General features: G+C 41.2%; 17 protein-coding genes and 1 tRNA gene. 8 read left to right on the top strand and 10 right to left on the bottom strand.

Annotated elements, in window-relative coordinates:
• Nucleotides 1-5 precede the first annotated feature (5 nt).
• The 3 genes from BGP78_RS09580 to BGP78_RS09570 all read left to right on the top strand — a co-directional run bounded on the left by BGP78_RS09580 (nt 6) and on the right by BGP78_RS09570 (nt 3,637).
• Nucleotides 6-599: an XTP/dITP diphosphatase gene (locus BGP78_RS09580; protein ID WP_119861187.1), complete on the top strand. Its 594-nt coding sequence runs from the start codon at nt 6-8 to the stop codon at nt 597-599.
• The gene (gene hemW, locus BGP78_RS09575) at nt 596-1,732 is read left to right on the top strand and encodes a radical SAM family heme chaperone HemW (protein WP_119861186.1); all 1,137 of its coding nucleotides are present in this window, start codon (nt 596-598) and stop codon (nt 1,730-1,732) included. The genes BGP78_RS09580 and hemW overlap by 4 nt, the downstream gene beginning before the upstream one ends.
• Nucleotides 1,733-1,810: 78 nt before the next feature.
• A complete protein-coding gene (locus BGP78_RS09570) occupies nt 1,811-3,637 on the top strand; it encodes a DUF885 family protein (RefSeq protein ID WP_119861185.1) in 1,827 nt (608 codons plus the stop codon).
• Nucleotides 3,638-3,761: 124 nt separating this feature from the next.
• Here BGP78_RS09570 and BGP78_RS09565 read toward each other — a convergent pair whose 3' ends face one another.
• Complete coding sequence (locus BGP78_RS09565; RefSeq protein ID WP_119861271.1) at nt 3,762-5,594, bottom strand: HAMP domain-containing sensor histidine kinase; 1,833 nt, start codon at nt 5,592-5,594, stop codon at nt 3,762-3,764.
• Between the two features lie 416 nt (nt 5,595-6,010).
• On the opposite strand from BGP78_RS09565, the gene BGP78_RS09560 reads away from it, so the two are divergent.
• On the top strand, nt 6,011-6,931 hold the full coding sequence (locus BGP78_RS09560) for an IS5 family transposase (protein WP_119861184.1): 921 nt from the start codon (nt 6,011-6,013) through the stop codon (nt 6,929-6,931).
• Here the strand turns inward: BGP78_RS09560 and BGP78_RS09555 are convergent.
• From BGP78_RS09555 to BGP78_RS09545, 3 genes are all read right to left on the bottom strand, one after another.
• Nucleotides 6,928-8,031, bottom strand: a complete 1,104-nt coding sequence (locus BGP78_RS09555; RefSeq protein ID WP_119861183.1) for an ISAs1 family transposase — start codon at nt 8,029-8,031, stop codon at nt 6,928-6,930. The genes BGP78_RS09560 and BGP78_RS09555 overlap by 4 nt on opposite strands.
• Before the next feature lie 303 nt (nt 8,032-8,334).
• Entirely contained in the window at nt 8,335-10,227 is a 1,893-nt protein-coding gene (locus BGP78_RS09550) for an acyltransferase family protein (RefSeq protein WP_119861182.1), read from the bottom strand.
• Nucleotides 10,228-10,626: 399 nt separating this feature from the next.
• Nucleotides 10,627-10,711: transfer RNA gene (locus BGP78_RS09545), tRNA-Leu, on the bottom strand.
• Between the two features lie 299 nt (nt 10,712-11,010).
• Here BGP78_RS09545 and BGP78_RS09540 point away from each other — a divergent pair.
• Entirely contained in the window at nt 11,011-11,508 is a 498-nt protein-coding gene (locus BGP78_RS09540) for an RDD family protein (RefSeq protein ID WP_119861181.1), read from the top strand.
• A gap of 50 nt (nt 11,509-11,558) precedes the next feature.
• Here BGP78_RS09540 and lptG read toward each other — a convergent pair whose 3' ends face one another.
• Both lptG and lptF read right to left on the bottom strand, forming a co-directional pair.
• Nucleotides 11,559-12,626: an LPS export ABC transporter permease LptG gene (gene lptG / locus BGP78_RS09535; RefSeq protein WP_119861180.1), complete on the bottom strand. Its 1,068-nt coding sequence runs from the start codon at nt 12,624-12,626 to the stop codon at nt 11,559-11,561.
• Nucleotides 12,623-13,735 carry an LPS export ABC transporter permease LptF gene (gene lptF, locus BGP78_RS09530; protein ID WP_119861179.1) on the bottom strand — a complete coding sequence of 371 codons (1,113 nt, stop codon included), beginning with the start codon at nt 13,733-13,735 and terminating at the stop codon, nt 12,623-12,625. Before lptF ends, lptG begins: the two co-directional genes overlap by 4 nt.
• Nucleotides 13,736-13,930: 195 nt before the next feature.
• Here lptF and pepA point away from each other — a divergent pair, with 195 nt between their 5' ends.
• From pepA to BGP78_RS09515, 3 genes are all read left to right on the top strand, one after another.
• Complete coding sequence (gene pepA / locus BGP78_RS09525) at nt 13,931-15,439, top strand: leucyl aminopeptidase (protein WP_119861178.1); 1,509 nt, start codon at nt 13,931-13,933, stop codon at nt 15,437-15,439.
• Between the two features lie 112 nt (nt 15,440-15,551).
• The gene (locus BGP78_RS09520; protein WP_119861177.1) at nt 15,552-15,998 is read left to right on the top strand and encodes a DNA polymerase III subunit chi; all 447 of its coding nucleotides are present in this window, start codon (nt 15,552-15,554) and stop codon (nt 15,996-15,998) included.
• A 24-nt stretch (nt 15,999-16,022) separates the two neighbouring features.
• Nucleotides 16,023-18,869, top strand: coding sequence for a valine--tRNA ligase (locus BGP78_RS09515; RefSeq protein WP_119861176.1), 2,847 nt, complete (start codon nt 16,023-16,025; stop codon nt 18,867-18,869).
• 77 nt (nt 18,870-18,946) lie between these two features.
• Here the strand turns inward: BGP78_RS09515 and BGP78_RS09510 are convergent, their stop codons facing one another.
• From BGP78_RS09510 to BGP78_RS09490, 4 genes are all read right to left on the bottom strand, one after another.
• A complete protein-coding gene (locus tag BGP78_RS09510; protein WP_119861175.1) occupies nt 18,947-20,212 on the bottom strand; it encodes an outer membrane protein transport protein in 1,266 nt (421 codons plus the stop codon).
• A gap of 548 nt (nt 20,213-20,760) precedes the next feature.
• Nucleotides 20,761-22,035, bottom strand: a complete 1,275-nt coding sequence (locus BGP78_RS09500; RefSeq protein WP_119861174.1) for an HD domain-containing phosphohydrolase — start codon at nt 22,033-22,035, stop codon at nt 20,761-20,763.
• Nucleotides 22,036-22,260: 225 nt separating this feature from the next.
• A complete protein-coding gene (rraB, locus tag BGP78_RS09495; RefSeq protein ID WP_119861173.1) occupies nt 22,261-22,596 on the bottom strand; it encodes a ribonuclease E inhibitor RraB in 336 nt (111 codons plus the stop codon).
• Nucleotides 22,574-23,281, bottom strand: a complete 708-nt coding sequence (locus BGP78_RS09490; RefSeq protein WP_404936040.1) for a 1-acylglycerol-3-phosphate O-acyltransferase — start codon at nt 23,279-23,281, stop codon at nt 22,574-22,576. Before BGP78_RS09490 ends, rraB begins: the two co-directional genes overlap by 23 nt.
• Between the last annotated feature and the right edge of the window lie 158 nt (nt 23,282-23,439).

Here is a 23,439-nt window from a genome sequence, read left to right as displayed (position 1 = left end):
CGACAATGAGTCAAAAAATCGTCCTAGCAACAGGCAATCAAGGGAAAGTTAAAGAGCTTGGCACAATGCTCAGCGAGCTTAATATAGAGGTGGTGCCACAAAGTCAATTTAGTGTCAGTGAAGTCGCCGAGACAGGCACTACTTTCGTCGAGAATGCCATTATAAAAGCCCGTCATGCAGCCAAAGAAACCGGCCTACCCGCCATCGCTGATGACTCAGGAATCGAAGTTGACGCTTTAAAAGGCGCACCAGGGGTTTACTCTGCACGCTATGCAGGTCCTCAAGCGAATGATCAAGACAATATCGACAAGTTACTACATGCGTTAACAAACCACTCAGCGCGTACTGCTCGCTTCTGGTGCGTCCTAGTTTATATGCGCCATGAGCATGATCCGACCCCCATAATCTGTCAAGCGAGCTGGGAAGGCGAAATCACCCAAAGCCAACAAGGCAGAGAAGGGTTCGGCTACGACCCTGTATTTTATGTACCCAGTGAAGGATGCACGTCAGCGCAATTAACTAAGGATGAGAAAAATGCTCTAAGCCATCGCGGCCAAGCATTGAAGATGTTACTTGCGCAATTTAAGGCGACTGCGTGAAGCTACCTCCATTAAGTTTATATGTCCACGTACCTTGGTGCGTGCAAAAGTGCCCATATTGTGACTTTAATAGTCATGGTAAAAAAGGCGATATTCCTGAAAAAGAATATGTTCAACATCTGATTGACGATTTAAAATCGGACCTACCTTATGTACAAGGCCGCAAAATTCATAGCATCTTTATTGGCGGCGGAACCCCTAGTCTTTTATCAGCAGACGCATATATGCGGTTGCTTTCAGAAGTAGAACTCTTAATTGGGTTTGAACAAGGCATTGAAATTACCCTCGAAGCCAACCCAGGAACTGTCGAGACTGACCGTTTTAAGCGCTATGCAGAAGCGGGCATTAATCGCATTTCAATTGGTGTACAGAGCTTACAAGAAGACAAACTTAAAGCTCTGGGCCGCATACATGGTGAACAAGAAGCCATCAACGCTGCTCATGAAGCAAAGTCTGCGGGCCTAAATTCATTTAATATGGATTTGATGCATGGGCTACCAGGGCAGAGTATTGAAGACGCATTAAGTGACTTACAGCGTGTTATAGACTTAAGCCCACCCCATATCTCTTGGTATCAACTAACCATTGAGCCTAATACGCAGTTTGCCTCAAAGCCTCCTAAATTACCGGAAGACGAAACCCTGTGGGATATCCAAGAGCAAGGGCAAGCCTTGCTCGCTCAAGCGGGTTATCAGCAGTATGAAATATCTGGTTATGCTAAATCTGGCTATCAATGTCGCCACAACCTCAATTATTGGCAGTTCGGCGATTATCTTGGCATTGGGTGCGGTGCCCATGGCAAAATTACACAACTGGATGGCCAACAAATAGTGCGAACCGAGAAGGTGAAGCATCCTCGTGGCTATATGGATTTAACTAAACCATATTTATATAAAAGTTGGCAAGTTGATGAGTCTGATCGGGCATTTGAGTTTTTTATGAATTGCTTTCGTTTACAGGCCCCCTGTAGCAAAAAAGCGTTTATAAGTTATACCGGGCTAAAATTTGAAGATGTGCAACCGGCGATCACGCAGGCCATTACTCAAGGTCTTATCGTTGACGAGCCTCATTCATGGTTGGTTACAAATAAGGGCCACAGATACTTAAATGACCTGCTAGAATTGTTCGTCTAAGCTGGCTATTGCGCCAACTAAAAAAATAAATAATTACAAATTACCGCCAAATGGCATATTAATAATAAGGGTATTATGATGCGTAAATTGACCTTTGTAGCTGCAGCAATCAGTGTTGCTCTATTAGGTGGTTGTCAGCAAACAGCTGATAAACCTGCTCCTGCACCACAAGTCCAAGTGGAACAAAGTGAAATCACCAAAGCCAATGCATTTTTTGAAGAAGTATTCACCAGTAGTGTAATGCGCAGCCCCATATATCAGACATATATGGGTATCAAACAAGATTATGATAAGTGGGATGATGATAGTGAAGAAACGACGCTAAAAGAGCTGGCTATCACCAAAAAGAACCTAATGACACTTAACAGCATCGATCGAAATAAACTAGATGAAGCAACTCAAGTAAGCTATGACTTGATGAAGCAAAATCTAGAAGACAACATTGCTGATTATAAATGGCGTCATCATAATTACCCAGTGAACCAAATGTTTGGCATACACTCAATGGTGCCTGCATTCTTGATTAACCAACATCAGATCAGCAACGTGAAAGAAGCGAAAGACTATATTTCACGTTTAAATGGCGTACCAAAAGTTTTTGAACAATTGATCACTAACTTAGAGATCCGTGCTGATAAAGGGATTATAGCGCCGAAGTTTGTATTCCCACATGTAATTGATTCAAGCAAAAACATCATTGTTGGCGCACCATTTGAAAGCGGTAAAGACTCTACATTACTCGCTGACTTTAAACGTAAAGTTGAAAAGTTAGAGATCTCACAAGATGAAAAATCAGCCTTGATCAATGAAGCAACTGACTCACTAAAAGTTGCAGTGAAACCAGCGTACAGCAAGCTAATTAACTACTTAGCAAAACTCGAGAAAAAAGCAGACTCTCGAGATGGTGCATGGAAATTCCCTGACGGCGAGCAGTTCTTTAACAATGCACTTGCCCGTACGACAACCACAGATTTAACTGCGAAAGAAATCCATCAAATTGGCCTATCTGAAGTTGCACGTATTCATGATGAAATGCGTGAAATTAAAGAAAAGGTTGGCTTCAAAGGTGATTTAGCTGCATTCATGGAATTCATGAAAACAGATAAACAGTTTTACCTACCAAACACGGAAGAAGGTAAAGAAAAATACCTAAATGATGCGACTGCAATGATTGATAATATGAAAGTTCGCCTTGATGAGCTATTTATTATCAAACCAAAAGCAGACATGATCGTAAAACGTGTTGAAGCATTCCGTGAAAAAGCGGCTGGTAAAGCTTTCTATCAACAACCAGCGCCAGATGGCTCACGCCCTGGTATTTACTATGCAAACCTTTACGATATGGAGGCAATGCCAACTTATCAAATGGAAGCACTGGCATACCATGAAGGCATTCCTGGTCACCACATGCAAATAGCCATCGCACAAGAACTTGAAGGCGTACCTAAGTTCCGTAAGTTTGGTCGCTATACCGCTTACACTGAAGGTTGGGGACTATACTCTGAGTTCGTTCCGAAAGAAATGGGCCTATACGAAGACCCGTATTCTGACTTTGGTCGCTTAGCAATGGAATTATGGCGCGCCTGTCGCTTAGTCGTAGATACTGGTATCCACGCGATGAAATGGACTCGCCAAGAAGGTATTGATTACTACGTAAACAACACACCAAATGCAAAGTCTGACGGCATCAAAATGGTAGAACGCCATGTTGTTATGCCATCTCAGGCGACCGCATATAAAATTGGTATGTTAAAAATACTTGAACTGCGTGAAGCGGCTAAAAAAGAGCTTGGTGATAAGTTCGATATACGTCAATTCCATGATGTAGTACTGAAAAATGGCCCTCTGCCATTAAACGTATTAGAGAAGTTTGTTGACGAATGGGTTGCAAGTAAAAAAGCATAATCCAATTTAATAGAAAAAGGCTACCATGCAGTAGCCTTTTTTATTGACGATATTTTACCGACGACATCGATTTCTGATTCGGTACATGCACATCAAATACTAGCCCAATACAGTTAACACGTAGTTACCCATCAGACGGTTCAAATGTCTCAATTACATCATATGTGTACGGTGTATTTTCGAGAATAATATGTAAGCAAGCGCCTCCATGTGCTGGACTCTGCATTTTTACTTCTCCTTTGAGCTTTTGCGTTACCAGGTTGTACACAATGCTTAAACCTAATCCTGTCCCGCCATCATGACGTTTTGTGGTAATAAAGGGTTCAAAAATAACAGGTATTAGCTCCTTATCTATGCCATTACCATCATCTTTAAAATAAAAGTGGACAAAATCATTGACCACCATCGCTGATACCACAATATTAAGTGGCTTGTTGTCGACTTTTCCATGTTTAATACAATTATTTATACAGTAACTCAAAATCTGACTAAACGCGGCAGGATAACTCGTTAGCACCAAGTTTTCAGGGATCTCACACTCAACACTATAATGCTCTGATACGAGCTCTGACTGATAACAGTCAAAGACGCCCATAACCAATGTTCTTAAATTGAATTCATTCATGTCATCATATTGTTGATGAACTGCAACCTTTTTAAAATCATCAATTAATGAAGCCGTTCGTAGTAAGTTATTTTCTAATAAAAATAATGCAGATTCAGCTTCGCTTATAAGCTTGGTTAACGCTTTTTTTTGTAATACCCCAGACTCTAGCTCCCCTTTTATCACTTTCACTTGTTCTTTCAAATGAGACTGACTAGTGATCGCAATCCCCAACGGGGTATTCAATTCATGAGCAAAACCACTGACCATATTGCCTAAACTGGCTATTTTGGCTTCTTCAATAAGCCGAGCTTGCGCTGCACTTAACCGTGCCAGTAAAGTTTCAATATAGTGAAACAAACCATCCAAATGATGCCCAATTTGAGCGATTTCATCCTCACCCTGTAAGTTGGTTCTGATAGAAAAGTCTTCACCCTCTGTCACTTGTTGCAGTACCTGTTTTATTTTTAATATATGTTTAGAAACTCGGTTATTAAGATAATTTAACAATATCAAACAAAACACGCTAATAAGCACGATCGCCGATAGGTCATACAGGATCAACGATAATTTATTGTTATGCCTTGCATTCAACAACCCTTCACTGAGAACTTTTCGTTGTGTTTTTATTTCTTCAATATTCTGGTTTAACGCCGCCCTGAGCCCTTGTTTATGCGTAAGCCCTTGCTGCTGCATCAAAGCAACGTATTCCAAGAAGCCATGCTGATATTTGGCTAAATACTGTAAGTTAATCGCAGCACGTTCTGGCTGGGCTGTTTTAACTAAATACGTGGCCTTTTCAAAGTACTGCTGATGCAATGTTAAATAGTGTGGTTTGAACCTTAATAAGTAGTCTTTTTCCGCACGTCTCAGTTCCAGTACCAGAATCTCTAAATCAGTTAACGACGCTTTACTGGCCACTGATTGAAGTTGATGAGCATGATAACGAAATTCGCCATATACTCCGTCATTCTCGCTATAGCCAAGCTTAGTTTGAGACTGCTCAAACTGAGTAAAAATCTGTTTAAACTCCTTTACTTTTTCATCGACTTTGACCAGTTGTTCAACATGTTCAGGCTCATCAATGATCAATATCAGGAGCTGATTAAAGTTATCTTGAAAATTAAGGTAAAGTGGCTCAATCCCCTGAGCGATATGTTTTTCACGCTCAACGATATACCGCTCTTTTTGTGAAATGATCCGACTAATGGCGCTTTCTAGTTCGCTAAATTTGCGTTCTAGTTTTATGCCATTGGTAATTTCACAGTATAAAAACCAACTCACAGCACACACCACAACAGCACTTATCAATGCAGCACCTTTAAACAGTAATACTGAATGTCTTAATTGCACACAACTCATCCTCTGATCACTATTTATTTGAGTTTAGTTCAGATAAGTGTGAGTACCAGTTATAACAACTGTCTTTATGGGGCTAATAACGTCATGTTGCCTTATACCAAGCGATACAAAATATGTTATAGCCACTAAATGAAAGAGATGGCGAGGTACAACAACGAGTAAAGGAATAGAGTGTAGAAAAGCAGATAAAGCTCACGCGCGGGCGCATACTCAAAATTCAGACAAGAAAAAACCCGCTGATAAATCAGCGGGCTATAAAAAGTGGTACCAGTGGGCGGACTTGAACCGCCACGCCCGAAGGCAACGGATTTTGAAATGGTAGCGTTTGACGGCGTTGTTTCCTAAATAATTGAACTTCTTTGGTTTGGTGCGATCAGATCATTAAATGCCTTAACCCATGATGTGAAATGAAGAAGAAAATTAGGAATTGGTCACAGTACAACCGTGCTTTGGTTCAACGCGGTAACATCAATATTTGGCTAAGTGATAGTGCCATCTCAAAGTGGCAGAATACCGAAAAACACGGTGGCCGTGGTCGTTCAAATTACTATTCTGATTTAGCAATTGAAACGTGTTTAACCTTAAGAGCTGTATTCCATTTGCCACTCAGGGCTTTAGAAGGGTTTGTAAATTCCTTGCTCACTATGATGGATGCCTCATTGCAATCACCGGGTTATAGCTGTTTATGCAAACGCAGTAAAACACTTGATGTGCAATATAGAAAGAGTGCAAGGAAAGGCTTTATAGATATCGTAGTCGATAGCACAGGCCTTAAAGTATACGGAAATGGTGAATGGCATACGAGAAAACATCGAGCGTCTAAGCGCCGAACTTGGCGAAAACTGCACTTGGCCGTAGATGCGACAAGTCACGATATTGTGGGTGCTGAGCTGTCGATGGTCAATGTGTCAGACGGAGAAGCCCTTGCCGATTTAATCAGGCCACTGCGTAGGAATATAGACAGAGTCACAGGTGATGGAGCATATGACACACGCAGTTGCTATGAGGAGGTCGCCGCAAAAGGTGCGATTATGCGGGTACCGCCAAGAGACAATGCCCAATACTGGGAAGAAGGACACCCCAGAAATAATGCCGTATTTATGATGCACCAAATAGGGTTAGCGCAGTGGAAAGAGAATTCAGGGTACCATCTTCGTTCACTTGCCGAGACGGCGATGTATCGTTTTAAGCAAGTAATGGGTGATAAGCTAAAAAGTCGTCAATTCAATAGTCAGCATACTGAAACGATGATTAAAGTGAAGGCAATAAATAAAATGACTGGGCTAGGTATGCCAGGGCGAGAGCGTGAATATTCTGTTAACAGCTAAGCCCTGATCACCTTATCTAAATATTCAGTGTCCATCGCAGCGCGGCGTTGTTTTCGTCGTACGCTGGCTTTTAAGGTACTTTCTCTTTTCAACTGGTTCAGTCCTACATGCCTAAATGTACTGAAATTCTCTGCCGCATGACCTCGATTTATTGGGCAGTTATCCTCTCTAAATGAGACATCAAGAACCCAATGCAATTGATTCTCAACGGCCCAATGGCTACGTACATGATTGGCTAACTCTTCTGCCGATAATTGCGCAGAGCTAATGTAATAGCGAGTGTCGATAAGCTCTTTTCCATTCTCTATGCGGTAGTAAATTGCTTTCCCTATCGTCGTTAATTTTGACCATTTTTCAGTAAGATGGAATGGTGCAGCTGGAAGTACGTCATATTTACGATACTCAGTGCGGCCACGTTGTTGCTCCAGATAGCTGTATGCGGCTGCACGTTCATTCTGACTATCTGTATAGAAGGCCTCTTTAATTGCTTGATGCAATGACCCCTGGTTACCTTTAACTGAAAATAGATAGTTCGCCTCTTTTTCAATGATCTTTTTGGCTATCTTAGTCTGACACCCCATAGCATCTAATGTTACTAAGTGACCTTTCAATTCTAGTAAATCAAGTAACTCGGGAATTGCTGTAATTTCATTGGATTTTGCATCTGTTTTAAGTTGACCCATTACAACGCCATTTTGAGACGCGAAGGCACTGACCATATGAATAGTCGACTTTCTGTCAGATGGGTCATAAGAACGCCTCAGGGTTTTTCCATCAATGGCAATCACTTGGTTGTCAGTAAGTGTTTCGGTTTCTTTCATCCATTGTACAAAACACTTATGAAGTGCGTCAGGGTTAACACGACTGACAAGACGTGCAATAGTGTCATGAACTGGAGTAGCGTGCTTAAAAGGGGCATACTGACGCAGCCATTCGAGCTTGCAATGGCCAAAATCTTCAATGTCTTCCCAGCCTTCACAACCAGCAATGATAGCTGCTACGGTAAGAAACAAGACGTCGTGTAAAGGGTAAATTACTTTAATTTTTTGGCGTGGGTCTTCTATTAATTCAAAGTGTTTTGTCAAAACGTTCAGGCTCATAATGGGCGTTACTCAAAAATAGAGTATACGATCATGTTTGACCCATTAAAGCAAGACAGGTTGTGTTAATTGCTTAAAATACATTCATGATCTCACCCTGGCTAGGTATGCCCAAATATCAGCAACAGAGTTAAAACTTAGAAGTTGATTGGTAGTTAGCTATTTGATCAACAAGGCCCCATAGAGACGCTATCAAAGCATAATTTTATTAAAGATACTAAATATGACCGAAGTAAGAAAGTATTCTATTTAAAAACGGAAGATCTAAAACTAAAAGAGTTAATTCAAGATCTTCCAGACAATTTAATTTGATACTTCAATCATTTCTACTAACTTTCTTGCACCAAGGACAGAGGGGTGATCATCATCAAAATAAAAGGGAGTTCCATCTTTTACAGCATAACAATTATTTTCATCACAAAAAGCATCTTCAGGATTTATCAAATGAACGTTAGCTGGATATTTCGATTTGTTAAAATGACTAATCATATATCCATTTCTATTTTTGTACCAATTTAGTTTCGTACCAACTATATTATCTAAACTTTCGCCATTGCGAAGTTTATAACCTATCAATTGATTTATCGGTCTTGGTAGATCTGGTATAGGGTAAAAAATATAAACGTTATTTTTCTTAGATGCCAATAAAAAAATCAACTCATCCAATTTATCAATTGTAGATAAAGATTCATTTGAAATGTCAAATTTATTTTCATTAGGATAATTATTTGCATCACCACCAAAAATACCTGTTGTGAAACGGTGATTAAAAACAACATTTTTTATATTATCATTGTCAATTATATATTTAATCGTTTCGTTATACCATTTAGCACATTTACTAAAGCTATCTAACTCGTTATATGATGGTTTACAACCAGAGAAACTAAAGTGTTTTAATCCCTCCCCTTTAACCTCTAATTTTTTTGCTAATGCATATGCTATTTCAACCGTATGACTATCTCCAAAAGTAGCCCATGATATGTTTTCTCCAAAATATTCACACGATTTAGATGGTTCTTGATAAGATCCAATATGACACTTATCTCTATATGGGCTCGGTATTGACTTACTTATTAATTCTTGATATGAATCAGGGGATAACTTTATAAAACCATGATTAGCAAAAACCACACAACCAAATAAACCAACCATAAAAACAAACCAAATAGGTTTACACTTTAAATATTGCACTAAATTAGAAAAGTCATTTCTAAAATTAATCCCCTCTATATACTTATTACTAACAAATCCAAGGATTACAGAGGCGATAATACCAAAATATATGAATTGTTCATTTAAAGAAAAGTAATATACAGCAACAACAAGAGGCCAATGCCAAAGATAAATCGAATAAGACCACTTACCTAATGATTGAAATATTATATTACCTGTTACAATACTATCATTCCTTTGAGCTTGGATTAGCAAAAACGCACCAAAAACAGGAATTAAAGCTAAATACCCAGGCCATAAGTTTTCTTTTGAAATGAAAATATAAGATAGGATTATTAGTGCTAACCCAACCCATTCAAAGACTTTCTTTCTATTCTCTGCGAGTTTTAACGGGTAAAGGTATGCAACACCACCAATCATCATTTCCCACGCTCTGGTAGGTAATAGATAGTAAGAAGGATTAGGCCATTTATAAGTAGCTACAACACAGAAGATAAAGCCCAACACCGTTCCAACTAAAACAGCCGCTTTCATAGCCTTTAACGACATAAACTTTCTCATAGCAACAAGGACTAATGGATAGATTATGTAGAACTGCCATTCAGCAGATAAAGACCAAGTATGTAAAAGCCATTTTTCGTGTGAAGCAGCGTCAAAGTAGCCAGACTCTCTCCAATATATGATATTGGATAGAAAGCCCATACTACTCCCTACGTGCTTTCCTAATGCTCTGTAATCTAATGGAGTAAGATAGAACCACCCAAACACTAATAAAACCAGACAAAGCACTGCTAATGCAGGAACAATCCTGTTTGCTCGGGCAACATAAAACTTCAAAATAGAAAAGTTTTCTTGCTCTATGCCTCTGAATATTATCCCAGTCATTAAAAATCCTGAAATAACAAAAAACACGTCTACCCCAGCAAAACCACCGGGCATCCAAGATGCGTTAAAATGGAATAGCACAACAGCTATAACGGCAATGGCTCGAAGTCCATTTATATCATTTCTAAATTGCAAAATAGAATACTCAATCAATTGATAATTAGGGGGTATTTTATACGAATAGCAAGGCAAGGCAAGGCAAGGCAAGGCAAGGCAAGGCAAGGATAATTTTTAAACAGTAATACTGAATGTCTTAATTGCACGCAACTCATCCTCTGATCACTATTTATTTGAGTTTAGTTCAGATAAGTGTGAGTACCAGTTATAACAACTGTCTTTGTGGGGCTAATAACGTCATGTTGCCTTATACCAAACAATGTAAAATACGTGATAGCAGCCAGGTGAAAGAGATGGCGAGGTACAACGACTAGTAAAGGAGTAGAGTGTAGAAAAGCAGATAAAGCTCGCGCGCGGGAGCATACTCAAAATTCAGACAAGAAAAAACCCGCTGATAAATCAGCGGGCTATAAAAAGTGGTACCAGTGGGCGGACTTGAACCGCCACGCCCGAAGGCAACGGATTTTGAATCCGTCATGTCTACCAATTCCATCACACTGGCATAATTTTTCTTTCATCTTCTAAAACAAGAGAAAATAAAGAAAAACCACTTTGAGCTAAGGCTTTGTTTGTATGCCCTCGTCTCTATGCCATGCATTATACAAATATAACCCCGCCCGGCAAGCTGTTTTTTGCTTATTTGCATCAACTGCTTAACATTTGTGCAAGAATGATATGTTAAACAACAAATACACGATTAAACGCACTTATTTGCAGTAAATCTAATAGGTTTCGCCATTGGTAAAACCTTTGTGTAGAATGACCCAACTTTGTTTCCTCTGCCACACTGCGAGTATTGTTATGTCAGATTTTCCAAAAGCGGGCCTTTTACGTCGTTTAGCATCATTAATGTATGATGGCCTCGTGGTTATCGCATTTGCGATGTTAACCACTATTATGTATTTGTTTTTTATTCAGAGCCTCATCTCTTTTGGCGTGCTATCTCTTGGCAAATATGAAGATGTGTCAGCGCTTATCCAAGGTTCATCACTATTATATGGATTGCGAGCCATTTTATTGGTGTTAGTCAGTGTGCTTTTTTTCAGTTACTTTTGGACCAAAAGTGGCCAAACAATCGGTATGCGAGCATGGCGTCTTAAAGTACAAACGCCAGATGGCGCTTTACTCAGCTGGCCAAAAGCAATGCTACGTAGCTTAACCGCAGTGCTAGGACTAGGTAATTTATTGGTCTTAATTGATTTTAAACAAAAGCGCGCGCTGCAAGATATGATTTGCGGGACCGAAGTCGTCTTTTTAACTAAAGAAGAAAATAAAAAAGTATACAACAGCTTAGATTAAAACTAGCGTGCTTGTATTAAAAGGCGCTGCGCGCCTTTTAATTTCATTGGCTATTGCTTGCGCTGTAGCAAATAACTCGCAATACCAATAAAGAGCACACTCGGCATGGCCGCACCTAACACCGCTGGAACATTGTAAACCATCACGATAGGACCAAATATTTCATTACTTAAATGAAATACTAACCCTGTCACTACGCCCATGATGATCCTCGCCCCCATACTGACCGAACGCAGTGGCCCAAAAATAAATGAGAGCGCCACCAGCAACATCACGGCAATTGTAAATGGCTGCATAACTTTACGCCAAAGTGCTAAATCATACGTACTTGTGTCTTGTTCATTCTGCTCTAAATACGATAAATAGGACCAAAGCCCACTGAATGAGAGTGACTCAGGCTCTACAGACACCACATCTAATTTTTCAGAGGTTAATTGTGAGGTATAAAGCATCGACTCTTTGTATTCAGTAACAATATGCGACTCGCCCATATTCACCTCTTCAATACCACTAAACTGCCACCCTTGTGGAACACTCTGCGCTTTGGCAACTCGCGTAATTTTCTCTAGCTCTAAAGAGGTGTTGAAGTGATAAATACTGACATCTTTTAAATCACCTGACGCTTCTATATTATCAATGTTGATAAAGTTATTGCCATCTTTGGCCCATACGCCTTTTTGTGCATTGAAGACTTCCCCACCATAAATGGCATTATTTCTGAGCTGCTTAGCTTGCTTCTCAGATTCAGGTACACCCCATTCGCCCAATGCCATCATACACACCGCAAGTACTATGGCGGTTTTCATCACTGAGCCTATAATTTGTAACCGAGACATCCCTGCCGCTTGCATCACCACTAACTCACTGCTTGAAGCTAAGGCGCCAAGCCCTGTTAAACCACCAATAAGCGCTGCCATAGGGAAAAACACCACAATATCTGAAGGCATACTATACACTGTGTATAGCAATGCAGTTGTCATGTCATAACTCCCTCGACCAACCGACTTAAGCTGTTCAATATATTTGATTAAAGTATTGATCCCAACAAATACCAACAGTGCAAAACCGGTTGTTTGTAAAATACTACGACCTAAATACCAATCGAGTGTTTTCATCATGCTGGTTGCTCCTTGTTAGCAAACAACGATCTGATCCACACACCCATCGGCCGCCCTTTCACAATTAAATAAGTCCCAATAAACAGCGCACTTAAATGGATCCACCATAACCCTACGGTCGCAGGAATTTTACCTTCAGCCACTAAAAACTTACCCGCATTTAGTAAAATGAAATACCCTAGATATAAGCAGATAGCAGGTACTAACTTAGCAAACTTTCCCTGCCTTGGATTAACCACACTCAATGGCACCGCCATTAATGTCAGTAAAATAATAGAAATAGGCACTGATAGACGTAATTGAAACTGCGCGAGCGCCTCAGGTGTATCCATTTCGAGTAAGGTCAAAGAAGGGATTGCTTCTAACTTGCGTCGCTGATGTTCAATTTCTTGCTCACGAATTTGTACTTGGTAACTCGCAAACTCCGTTTTGTTGAGTGCTTGACTGAGTCCATCGGTTTCGTAACGCTTTCCTTGGTCGAGTAACAGCTGTTGCTCGCCTGACTCAAGTTCAATCACTTGTCCTTTTTGAGCGTAGACGATTCGTGCACCTTGATTTGATCCTTTATCTGGCATTTGTGCCACAAATACTTTATTGAGTTCACGCCCTTGATCAATAATATTATGCACAAAGACTACGGCCTTCTCATTGCCCGTTTGCTGAAAACGTCCCGCACGTAATGCCGATAAACCAGACTCAGCGTCCGCTTGCTCTTTAAGCTGATACTCTTTTTCACTGGCCCAAGGCGCAACATACAGGCTAACCGTACCTGCAATGAGTGCAAACAATACACTAGAGACAAGTGTAACCCGAACGACATACCACTCACTCACACCACACGCACGTAGCACCGTCATTTCACTGTCTGCGTAAACCCGGCTGTAAGCTAAGATGATCCCCAAGAATAAACTCAAAGGCAAAATATAGACCGCTAATTGAGGCAATTTTAATAGTAAAAAAGCCGCGACCATTTGTGACGGTAAGCCCCCTTCTGACGCATCGCTTAAAATTCTCACAAACTTTTGAGATACGAAAATGGTCATTAATGTGAGGAACACCGCAACTTGCGATTTCAGTACCTCAGCAGTTAAATAACGAAAGATTAGCAATGCTTGCCCCTATAAACGTCTTGTTTCACTGGAATAGTAGGAAATTTTGAGTAAACTGGTTATTTTAGTCACTTTATTATATGTCATCAAACCTAATTATTATACCGACACACAAGAGATAATACTGCATTTATGGTATTGATTGCAGAAGACATATAAAGTTCAAAAAGACATAACATAGACTCAGGAGTCGTAATGGAATTCAGCGTTAAAAGTGGTAGCCCCGAAAAGCAACGCAGTGCGTGCATCGTAGTTGGCGTATATGAACCGCGCCGCTTATCTCCAATCGGTGAGCAGCTGGATAAAATCAGTGATGGCTACATCTCAAATTTACTACGTCGTGGCGACTTAGAAGGGAAGCCCGGACAAGTTTTATTATTGCACCATGTACCCAATGTACTAAGTGAACGTGTACTCTTAGTTGGTTGCGGTAAAGAGCGTGAGCTTGATGACAAGCAATACAAACAGATCATCTCTAAAACCATCAATACACTTAACGATACCGGCTCAATGGAAGCGGTCTGCTTCTTAACTGAGCAGCACGTAAAAGGGCGCGATACATACTGGAAAGTACGCCAAGCGGTAGAAACAACACAAGATTGTTTATACACATTCAATCAATTAAAAAGCAAAAAAACAGATCTTCGTCGCCCATTACGTAAAATCGTTTTTAATGTACCCACAAGACGTGAACTGACTATTGGCGAAACAGCGATTGAGCATGGTTTAGCCATTGCTTCAGGCGCTAAGCTATGTAAAGACGTCGCCAATATGCCACCTAATATTTGTAACCCTCGCTATTTAGGCGAGCAAGCCAAAACGCTTGAAGAGTTTAATAATGTCTCTGTGGATCTCATCGGCGAGAAAGAAATGGAAGAGCTAGGTATGCATTCATACTTAGCGGTAGGCCGCGGCAGTGTAAATGAATCGGTTATGTCGGTCATACACTATAAAGGCGGCAGTGAAGATCAAGCGCCCATTATCTTTGTCGGTAAAGGCCTCACCTTTGACTCAGGTGGTATTTCACTTAAGCCTGGCGAAGCCATGGATGAAATGAAGTACGATATGGGGGGTGCCGCAGGCGTTATTGGTTTGATGCGCTCATTGGTCGAAATGCAGTTACCAATAAACGTCATCGGTATTCTTGCTGGGTGCGAAAACATGCCAAGCTCAAATGCCTACCGCCCAGGTGACATACTAACCACCATGTCAGGTCAAACCGTCGAAGTGCTCAATACCGATGCGGAAGGACGTTTGGTACTGTGTGATGCTCTGACTTACGTTGAAAAGTTTGAGCCCGAAATCGTCATCGACGTTGCGACCTTAACAGGTGCCTGTATTGTTGCCCTCGGTGCGCATGCAACCGGGTTATTATCGAGTCATAACCCTCTCGCCCACGACTTACTTAAAGCGGGTGAACAAAGTGGCGACAGAGCATGGCAATTACCTCTGTGGGATGATTACCAAGACCAACTAGACAGCCCATTTGCCGATTTCACCAATTTGGGCGGTCGTGCCGCTGGCACCATTACAGCTGCATGTTTCTTGTCTAAGTTTACTAAAAAGTACAATTGGGCACATTTAGATATTGCTGGAACTGCGTGGAAAAGTGGCAAGAACAAAGGCGCCACAGGTCGTCCTGTCCCGATGTTAACTCAATACTTATTAAACCGTATTGAAGTGAGCGACGCACAACAGGATTAAGCACCGTGCTAGATTGATGACGCGGGCTTTCTGTGTCAAAATGCGGCTTTATTTTGAACGCAGTAAAGGATGATATAAAACATCACTTATTGCCTAAGATTAAGCCAACGCCATGACCATCAATGCACAGTTTTATGTGTTAAAGCATGACAATGAGCTGGGAGCAACATGCCCGGCTCATTTTGATCTAGCCGCTCGAACGGCAGCCAAACAGTATCGTGCCGGGCAGCGCATATTTATTTATGTAGACTCGATTGATGATGCACATGTTATTGATGAACACTTATGGTGTTTTGAGCCCGACAGTTTTGTACCGCACAATTTACAAGGTGAAGGTCCAAAAGGCGGCGCTCCGGTCGAAATAGGTCAAACACCGCCCGTAGGAAAACGGACGGTACTGATCAATTTAGCGACTCATCTACCTGATTTTATTAGACGCTTCAGTATGGTGTACGATTTTGTACCCGCTGAACAAAATGCCAAGCAAGCCGCTCGCGAGCGATTTAAACGTTTGCGTCAGTTTGGTGCCAATATTTCTACCAAAGAAATTGAAAATTAAAGTATTTTATTAAGGTTCTGTGAAATGGATAAAACCTATAATCCACAAGATATAGAGCAGTCTTTATACCAAGACTGGGAAGAAAATGGCTACTTTAAGCCATCAGGCAAAGGTGACGCATATTCAATTATGATCCCACCCCCAAATGTCACGGGTAGCCTACATATGGGCCATGCATTCCAAGACACCATCATGGATACCCTAACGCGTTACAAGCGTATGCAAGGCAATAATACTTTATGGCAAGTCGGTACAGACCACGCAGGTATTGCTACGCAAATGGTTGTTGAACGTAAGCTCGCAGCCGAAGAAGGTAAAACTCGCCATGATCTAGGCCGCGATGAGTTCATTAACAAAATATGGGAATGGAAAGAGCAATCAGGTGGCACCATCACCAAGCAACTTCGCCGTCTCGGCGCATCTGTTGATTGGGAGCGTGAACGCTTTACGATGGACGATGGCTTATCTGAAGCAGTAAAAGAAGTCTTTGTTCGCTTGCATAAAGAAGATTTGATCTACCGTGGTAAGCGCCTAGTAAACTGGGATCCAAAACTACATACTGCCATTTCTGATTTAGAAGTTGAAAACAAAGACAAACAAGGCCACATGTGGAACTTACGTTACCCGCTGGCTGATGGTGTTAAAACCCACGATGGTAAAGACTACATTGTTGTCGCTACCACACGTCCTGAAACCATGCTTGGTGATACTGGTGTGGCGGTTAACCCTGATGATGAACGTTACCAAAACTTAGTCGGCAAAGATATTTTGCTGCCAATTGTGAATCGCCGTATTACTATTGTGGCTGATGAACATGCTGATATGGAAAAAGGCACAGGGTGTGTGAAAATCACACCAGCGCATGACTTCAATGATAATGAAGTAGGTAAGCGTCATCAGCTACCTATGATCAACGTCTTTAATAAAGATGCAGCGGTATTAAGCGCGGGTGAAGGCTATACATTTGATGGCAAAGAACTTGAACTAGATGCGCCAATCCCTGAACGTTTCCATGGGCTTGACCGCTTTGATGCACGTAAGCAGATCATCGCTGAATTTGAAGAAGCAGGCTTACTTGAAAAAATTGACGATCACAGTCTAACCGTTCCTTACGGCGACCGTTCAGGGGTTGTGATTGAGCCACTGCTTACTGATCAATGGTATGTACGTGTTGCACCGCTTGCTGAACCTGCAAAAGATGCGGTAAAAAATGGTGACATTCAATTTGTACCTAAGCAATACGAGAACATGTACTTCTCTTGGATGAACGACGTACAAGATTGGTGTATTTCACGACAACTTTGGTGGGGCCACCGTATCCCAGCTTGGTACGATGCAGAAGGTAACGTGTTTGTTGGTCGTGATGAAGCAGAAGTTCGCCGTGACAATAATATTGCTGACGAAGTAATACTAACTCAAGACGAAGACGTACTTGATACGTGGTTCTCATCTGCTTTATGGACTTTCTCTACCCAAGGTTGGCCACAAAATACTGATGATTTAAAAGTCTTCCACCCATCAGATACACTCGTCACTGGCTTTGATATTATTTTCTTCTGGGTCGCCCGCATGATCATGATGACCATGCACTTTGTTAAAGATGACGATGGCAAACCACAAGTACCATTTAAAACGGTTTATGTTACTGGCCTTATTCGCGATGAAAATGGCGATAAAATGTCAAAGTCGAAAGGTAACGTACTCGATCCGCTTGATATGATCGATGGCATTGACTTAGAAAGCCTAGTGACCAAACGCACCAGTAACTTAATGCAAGAAAAAGTCGCTGCGAAAGTTGAGAAAACAACCCGTAAGACCTTTGCCGATGGCATCGAGCCACACGGTACTGATGCGCTACGCTTTACCCTTGCGGCAATGGCATCAACTGGCCGTGATATTAATTGGGATATGAACCGTTTAGAAGGGTATCGTAATTTCTGTAATAAGTTGTGGAATGCCAGCCGCTACGTGTTAATGAACACCGAAGAGCAAGACTGTGGTTTTAGTGGTGGTGAAAAAGAATACTCATTAGCCGACCGCTGGATTTTGGGTCAATTCCAAAATACCGTACAAACGTTTACTGAGCACCTTGATAATTACCGTTTTGACCTTGCTGCCAATACCATTTATGAGTTTACATGGAACCAATTCTGCGATTGGTATTTAGAGCTCACAAAACCGGTTCTGTTTAAAGGTAATGAAGCTCAGCAACGTGGTACACGCCATGCATTGATCACCGTCTTGGAAGGTTTACTGCGCTTAATGCACCCACTCATGCCATACATTACAGAAACTATCTGGAAACGTGTTGCACCACTGGCCGGTATTGAAGCAAATACCATCATGCTACAAAGCTTCCCTGAATTTGATGCAAGCCAAGTCGATGCGCAAGCGATGTCTGACTTAGAATGGGTGAAACAGTTCATCCTGGCCATTCGTAACATTCGTGGTGAAATGGACATTAGTCCAAACAAACCATTAAGTGTTCTACTGGCCAAAGTAGATACTGAAGATTTGCGTCGCTTAGAACAAAACAAAGCATTCTTAAGTGCGCTTGCAAAGCTTGAAGAGTTTACCGTACTTGAAAATACAGATGATGCCCCTGCGTGTGCAACTGCATTTGTTGGTAACCTAGAGATATTAATCCCGATGGCTGGCCTTATCGATGTTGAAGCTGAACTTGCACGTATTGCAAAACAACTTGAAAAAGCCGAAAAAGGCCTAGCGCAAGTGGAAAAGAAACTTGCGAATGAAAAGTTTGTAAATAATGCACCTGAAGCTGTGTTGGCGAAAGAGAAAGAAAAGCTTGCTGAATTTTCTGATGCTAAAAGTAAGCTGTTAGAGCAAAAAACCAAAATTGAAAGTTTATAAAACCACCGTTTTGTATTCTTAAATTTAATAAAAAAAGGGCAGTGAATACTGCCCTTTTCTTTTTAACAAAGCGCTAATTAAAAGTGCATGTTGTACTGAACACCTAAGACCGTCGCGTGCCCTTTCGATTCAAAACCCCACTGTTGACCTAGGTTATCTGATTCTACAAAGTTCTGTGTTTTGCCGCGTAATATACTCACCCCAATATCAACACTGCTCTTGGCTGTTAATTGATATTCACCACCAAATGAAAACCAGGTTCTATCCGTATCAGGAATAGAAATTGACATATGATGCTGATCAGCCGGAGATTCATCATAAGCAATACCAGCACGTAACTTTAAATGTTCGTTATATTGGTAATCCCCACCAACAGCGTAACGCAGCGAGTTAGAGAAGTTTTCATCTTTACTGAACACGGTGCCACGCCCTTCAACTTGCGCCGCTAAGGTTTTAAAACTACTCCAGCCAGTCCATACAACGCTGTAATGCAAAGCCGTTTGCTTATTAATGTGATGAGAGCCAGATACTTCAGCAATCGCAGGTAAAGTCAGTTCAACAAAGCCTGGCAGCGCTTGACCTTGCGTTCCATAAAACGGTGCACCCGCTGGCAACTGGTTACTAAACTCGCCTTCAAAACGCACATCCGTTTCACTTCTATAATGCACACCAAAACGATTATGTTTGTCTAACTGATAACTAACACCCACATCCCAACCATAAGCATGATCATCCCCTTCTAAATTAACGGCCTCTGTTGCAGCAGGTATCGCCGTTGGTGATGCGCCAAAAGTACGCAAAATTTTTGCATCTGCGTAGACATGGTTTAAGCCCAATGCAACTGTCAAAGCATCATTAACCTGATAAGCAACACTTAATTTGGTGTTAATCGTGACAATCTCAGTTTCGCCAGCAAGCTGACCAGGTGCATAATCGGCTGCAAATTCGGTTGCAAGCCCAAACTGGGAATATGAGCCAACACCAACATACCAATCATTTCCTAGATCTGTCGTATAAAATGCAGCGGGTACGATCGCACTTGGCGCAATACTGTCACTATCAAGCACAGATGGGCTCAAGCCATTATTGGTCGAAGTTCCTAACAAGCTAACATCAGGTTTAACATACATTGCAGCCACACTCACTTGTGACCCTTTAAACTGACTCATCAATGCTGGGTTACGTGCCACAACCGACGCATCATCAGCCACCGAAGCTTCACCGGCATATGCACGCCCTAGACCTGACACACTCTGCTCAGCTAATTGAAATGCCGCTGCAAATGCTTGTCCAGATAACAGCATCATACTCGATGCCAATATAGTTTTCTTAAATCCTGTCATTCTCAATCCTATGTGTAAATCCGGCTTAAACCGCCATCTTATTAATCGCCTACACACTACCTAAATTTACAACAAAGATCTGCAACTTAACGAATCTTAACCATCTAATCGCACAATTTAACACCAAGAAAATGATTATAGGAACAGATCGGATGACTTATTAACCACCCCAATTGATATTAATTCTTATTTGTATTGACGAAACAACTTAACTTTGTATACACTTGCACAGGCTTGATTCAGTATGGAGAACTAAATAATGATAACGATGGCAATACTCGTAGTCGCAGCGCTGCTATTTTCAGGCGCCAGTGTATTTAGTTTTTGTAAGGCAAATTACTGTGCATGCAATCACGCGGGGGAATGCGACAACCCAATAAACCATTATTGGCTAGCGTCTATAGTATTTTCATTATTTGCACTGGCGTGCTGCTGTATTGCGCTACATGCACAAAATGGAACGTACTTGTGGTTAGTATTAATGAGTAGTTGTTTATCTGGGGCTATACTGTCAGCGCGAAAACAAAAGCTCAAACAGTGCGACCAAACTAAACCAACAGATGATCTTTTAACAGGCGGGATAAATTAATTTGATAATCTAATGGCCTCACACTGGCGACAATTTTTACCTCTTGCTCCTCATCACTTAAATCAAGCTCTTTTGCGGTAATATGATGCATATGCTTGGTGTTATAAAAAACCCGTACCTTAGGTGCCGTCGGCGCCTGTTTATTACCCTCTAAGACTAATGCCAAACGCTCGTTCGTGAGCTTTACAATGGTTCCAACAGGATGTACGCCCATACATTTGATAAACCGCTGCACAAGCTCAGCATCAAACTGCTCTTTGTTCGCTAATAAGTATCGAAGCGCATGAACTGGCTCTTCACTCATTTGGTAAGGCCTATCCGATGTGATCGCATCATATACATCAACAATAGCCATAATACGTGCGGCTTTACTGACTTTACTCCCACTCAACCTTCTAGGATAGCCACTGCCGTCAACCCGTTCATGATGATTAATAATGACATCCATCATAATCGGGGTGATCCCTTTTTCACCTTTTACTAATCCCAAAGATTGTACAACATGCTTTTTAACCGCTTTATATTCCAAAGCTGTCAGCTTACCTTCTTTATTGATTATCCCTTGTGGCAGTCGTGCGTGCCCTACATCATGCAACATAGCGCCCATCGCCAATTGCTGTATTACTGAGTTTTTCAATCCTAAATACTTAGCAAAAACACTGATCAAAATGGTACAGTTGATCATATGCCGCCAATTGTAACCCTCCTTGTCTTTCAATCGAGTCAGTATCGCCATTGCACTACTATTACGTAGCACCGACTGCACAATTTCTTTGCTAACATCGCTGATCAAGCTAATATCAACTTTTCCACCCGCCGTTATGTCACCATATAAAGACTGAATTTTACGATTGTGCATTTCGAAATGCTGACTGGCTCGTTCAAATTCTTTCTCAAGTGATTGTGGCGCAATCAACTTACTGACTTTCTTAACAGCGGGTTCTGAGATCACCTTATCAGTTGGCTGCTTTTCTACAGAGCTGGCAATAGGTGTGGGTTCTGGGGCTGAGCGTTCAACTTCCTTTAATTGGTACTTTTCAGGGATCTCAATATCACTTTGTGCAAAGTCAATATTAAGCTCTAATACCCCTTCAGAAAGAAGCTTGGCAATAATGGCTTGATCTCTGACCATACCACGTGATTTGATTTTAATACCGGCATCGCTGCGCTGCTTGTTAACACTGTCAACAAACATACCTGGCAGAAGTTCTGATATAGGAAGCGTTACCCGCATATTAGGTTTAATACACTATTAAATAGGAAAAGTGATTAATAGCACTTTTTGCTATAAAAAGTCTATAATACGCACAATATTTAATATCTTTTTCGTAGTAAATAAAGCAAGAATACACCTCAATTCACGGTGCTTAACTGAGGCTATTAATTAGGAATGAATTAACAAACCAAAAAAAGGAAGCAGCCGCTTCCTTTTTTTAGCAATGCTCAATTGAAAACATACTTACTCTTGAAAGTACGTACCCCAGCCATCGTATTCAATATTATGTTCAACGGCTAACGCTGCTAACTTATCAACATCTTCCATAATAACGTCAGCATCCAACTCAACTTCAACGACAACGTCAAAGCCCCATATCTTGCCACCGTCTTCAAGCTCCAGCTCCGCAGGCTCTTCTACGTCATAACCGAGTTTAAATGCAGCCAATGCCGCACCTTCTAATTTATCGAAATCTTCGCAAACAAAGTGATGCTCAACTTCATACAATGTGTCTGTTGATGAACCATCTTCAAGTAATGATTCAACAATCTCTTCGCTAATTTCGCGCCAGTTTTCCATTTTTCTCTCTCATTTTCGCATCAAGCTCTACAATTCTATCACGCATCAACGTCTGAACTGCACCAGCATGGTCTCGAGCGCTGGTTTCTTTATCAAGGTAAACCGGCGCTAGCATATCAATATATATTGTACCATTGTCCCATCGGTTTAGCTTAATACAATTATGTGTGGTATTCATACACACAGGGATCACCGGTACGTCGGCATTCATTGCTGTATGAAATGCACCTGTTTTAAAAGGCAATAGCCCACGACCATAGCTACGTGTTCCCTCTGGGAACATCCATACCGATAAGCCTTGCTGTTTAATTTTATCTGCTGACTTGCCCAAAGTACCCATTGCTTTAGAACGGTTGGTTCTATTAATTAATATATTGCCTGATAGCCAATACATTTGACCAAAGAAGGGGATCCACTTAAGGCTCTCTTTACCCATGCTAACCGTACTCTTTGGCACCGCCGCAGGGAGTGTGAATAAATCATAGTTATTCTGGTGATTAGCAACGTAAATAGCAGGCCCTGCTTGTTCGCTATCAGGGTGGCGTGTAATTTCTAGCTTTACCCCGAGTACACGTGACATTTTGCCAAACCAACTGGCAATAACGTGAACGTTGTTACGGTGAAAAGGCCTCACCAAACACATCAACAACCCAAAAAGACCACTTACAACAATAAATAATGCCATCGCGACAATACGCAATAAGACTAACAAAATAGGCGCTCCTCATTTTTATTGCTGCGCATTATAATCAAAATAGTGAACACTTGTAAGCTCAAATTTTTTCTAAACACATAAAAGCAAAATGCCGCTTATAAAGCGGCATTTTTATATTTGTACAGCAA

This window comes from Pseudoalteromonas sp. MSK9-3 (assembly GCF_003590335.1).
GTDB lineage: Bacteria > Pseudomonadota > Gammaproteobacteria > Enterobacterales > Alteromonadaceae > Pseudoalteromonas.
The sequence above is the reverse complement of the archived record's forward strand: the minus strand, read 5'-3'. Positions and strand labels throughout refer to the sequence as shown.

Excerpts from the sequence above, each read along its gene's own strand:
- BGP78_RS09580 (WP_119861187.1), top strand. The coding sequence starts at position 6 with ATGAGTCAAAAAATCGTCCTAGCAACAGGCAATCAAGGGAAAGTTAAA.
- BGP78_RS09570 (WP_119861185.1), top strand. The coding sequence starts at position 1,811 with ATGCGTAAATTGACCTTTGTAGCTGCAGCAATCAGTGTTGCTCTATTA.
- BGP78_RS09560 (WP_119861184.1), top strand. The coding sequence starts at position 6,011 with ATGAAGAAGAAAATTAGGAATTGGTCACAGTACAACCGTGCTTTGGTT.
- BGP78_RS09555 (WP_119861183.1), bottom strand. The coding sequence starts at position 8,031 with ATGAGCCTGAACGTTTTGACAAAACACTTTGAATTAATAGAAGACCCA.
- BGP78_RS09540 (WP_119861181.1), top strand. The coding sequence starts at position 11,011 with ATGTCAGATTTTCCAAAAGCGGGCCTTTTACGTCGTTTAGCATCATTA.
- lptG (WP_119861180.1), bottom strand. The coding sequence starts at position 12,626 with ATGATGAAAACACTCGATTGGTATTTAGGTCGTAGTATTTTACAAACA.
- pepA (WP_119861178.1), top strand. The coding sequence starts at position 13,931 with ATGGAATTCAGCGTTAAAAGTGGTAGCCCCGAAAAGCAACGCAGTGCG.
- BGP78_RS09520 (WP_119861177.1), top strand. The coding sequence starts at position 15,552 with ATGACCATCAATGCACAGTTTTATGTGTTAAAGCATGACAATGAGCTG.
- BGP78_RS09515 (WP_119861176.1), top strand. The coding sequence starts at position 16,023 with ATGGATAAAACCTATAATCCACAAGATATAGAGCAGTCTTTATACCAA.
- BGP78_RS09510 (WP_119861175.1), bottom strand. The coding sequence starts at position 20,212 with ATGACAGGATTTAAGAAAACTATATTGGCATCGAGTATGATGCTGTTA.
- BGP78_RS09500 (WP_119861174.1), bottom strand. The coding sequence starts at position 22,035 with ATGCGGGTAACGCTTCCTATATCAGAACTTCTGCCAGGTATGTTTGTT.
- rraB (WP_119861173.1), bottom strand. The coding sequence starts at position 22,596 with ATGGAAAACTGGCGCGAAATTAGCGAAGAGATTGTTGAATCATTACTT.
- BGP78_RS09490 (WP_404936040.1), bottom strand. The coding sequence starts at position 23,281 with ATGGCATTATTTATTGTTGTAAGTGGTCTTTTTGGGTTGTTGATGTGT.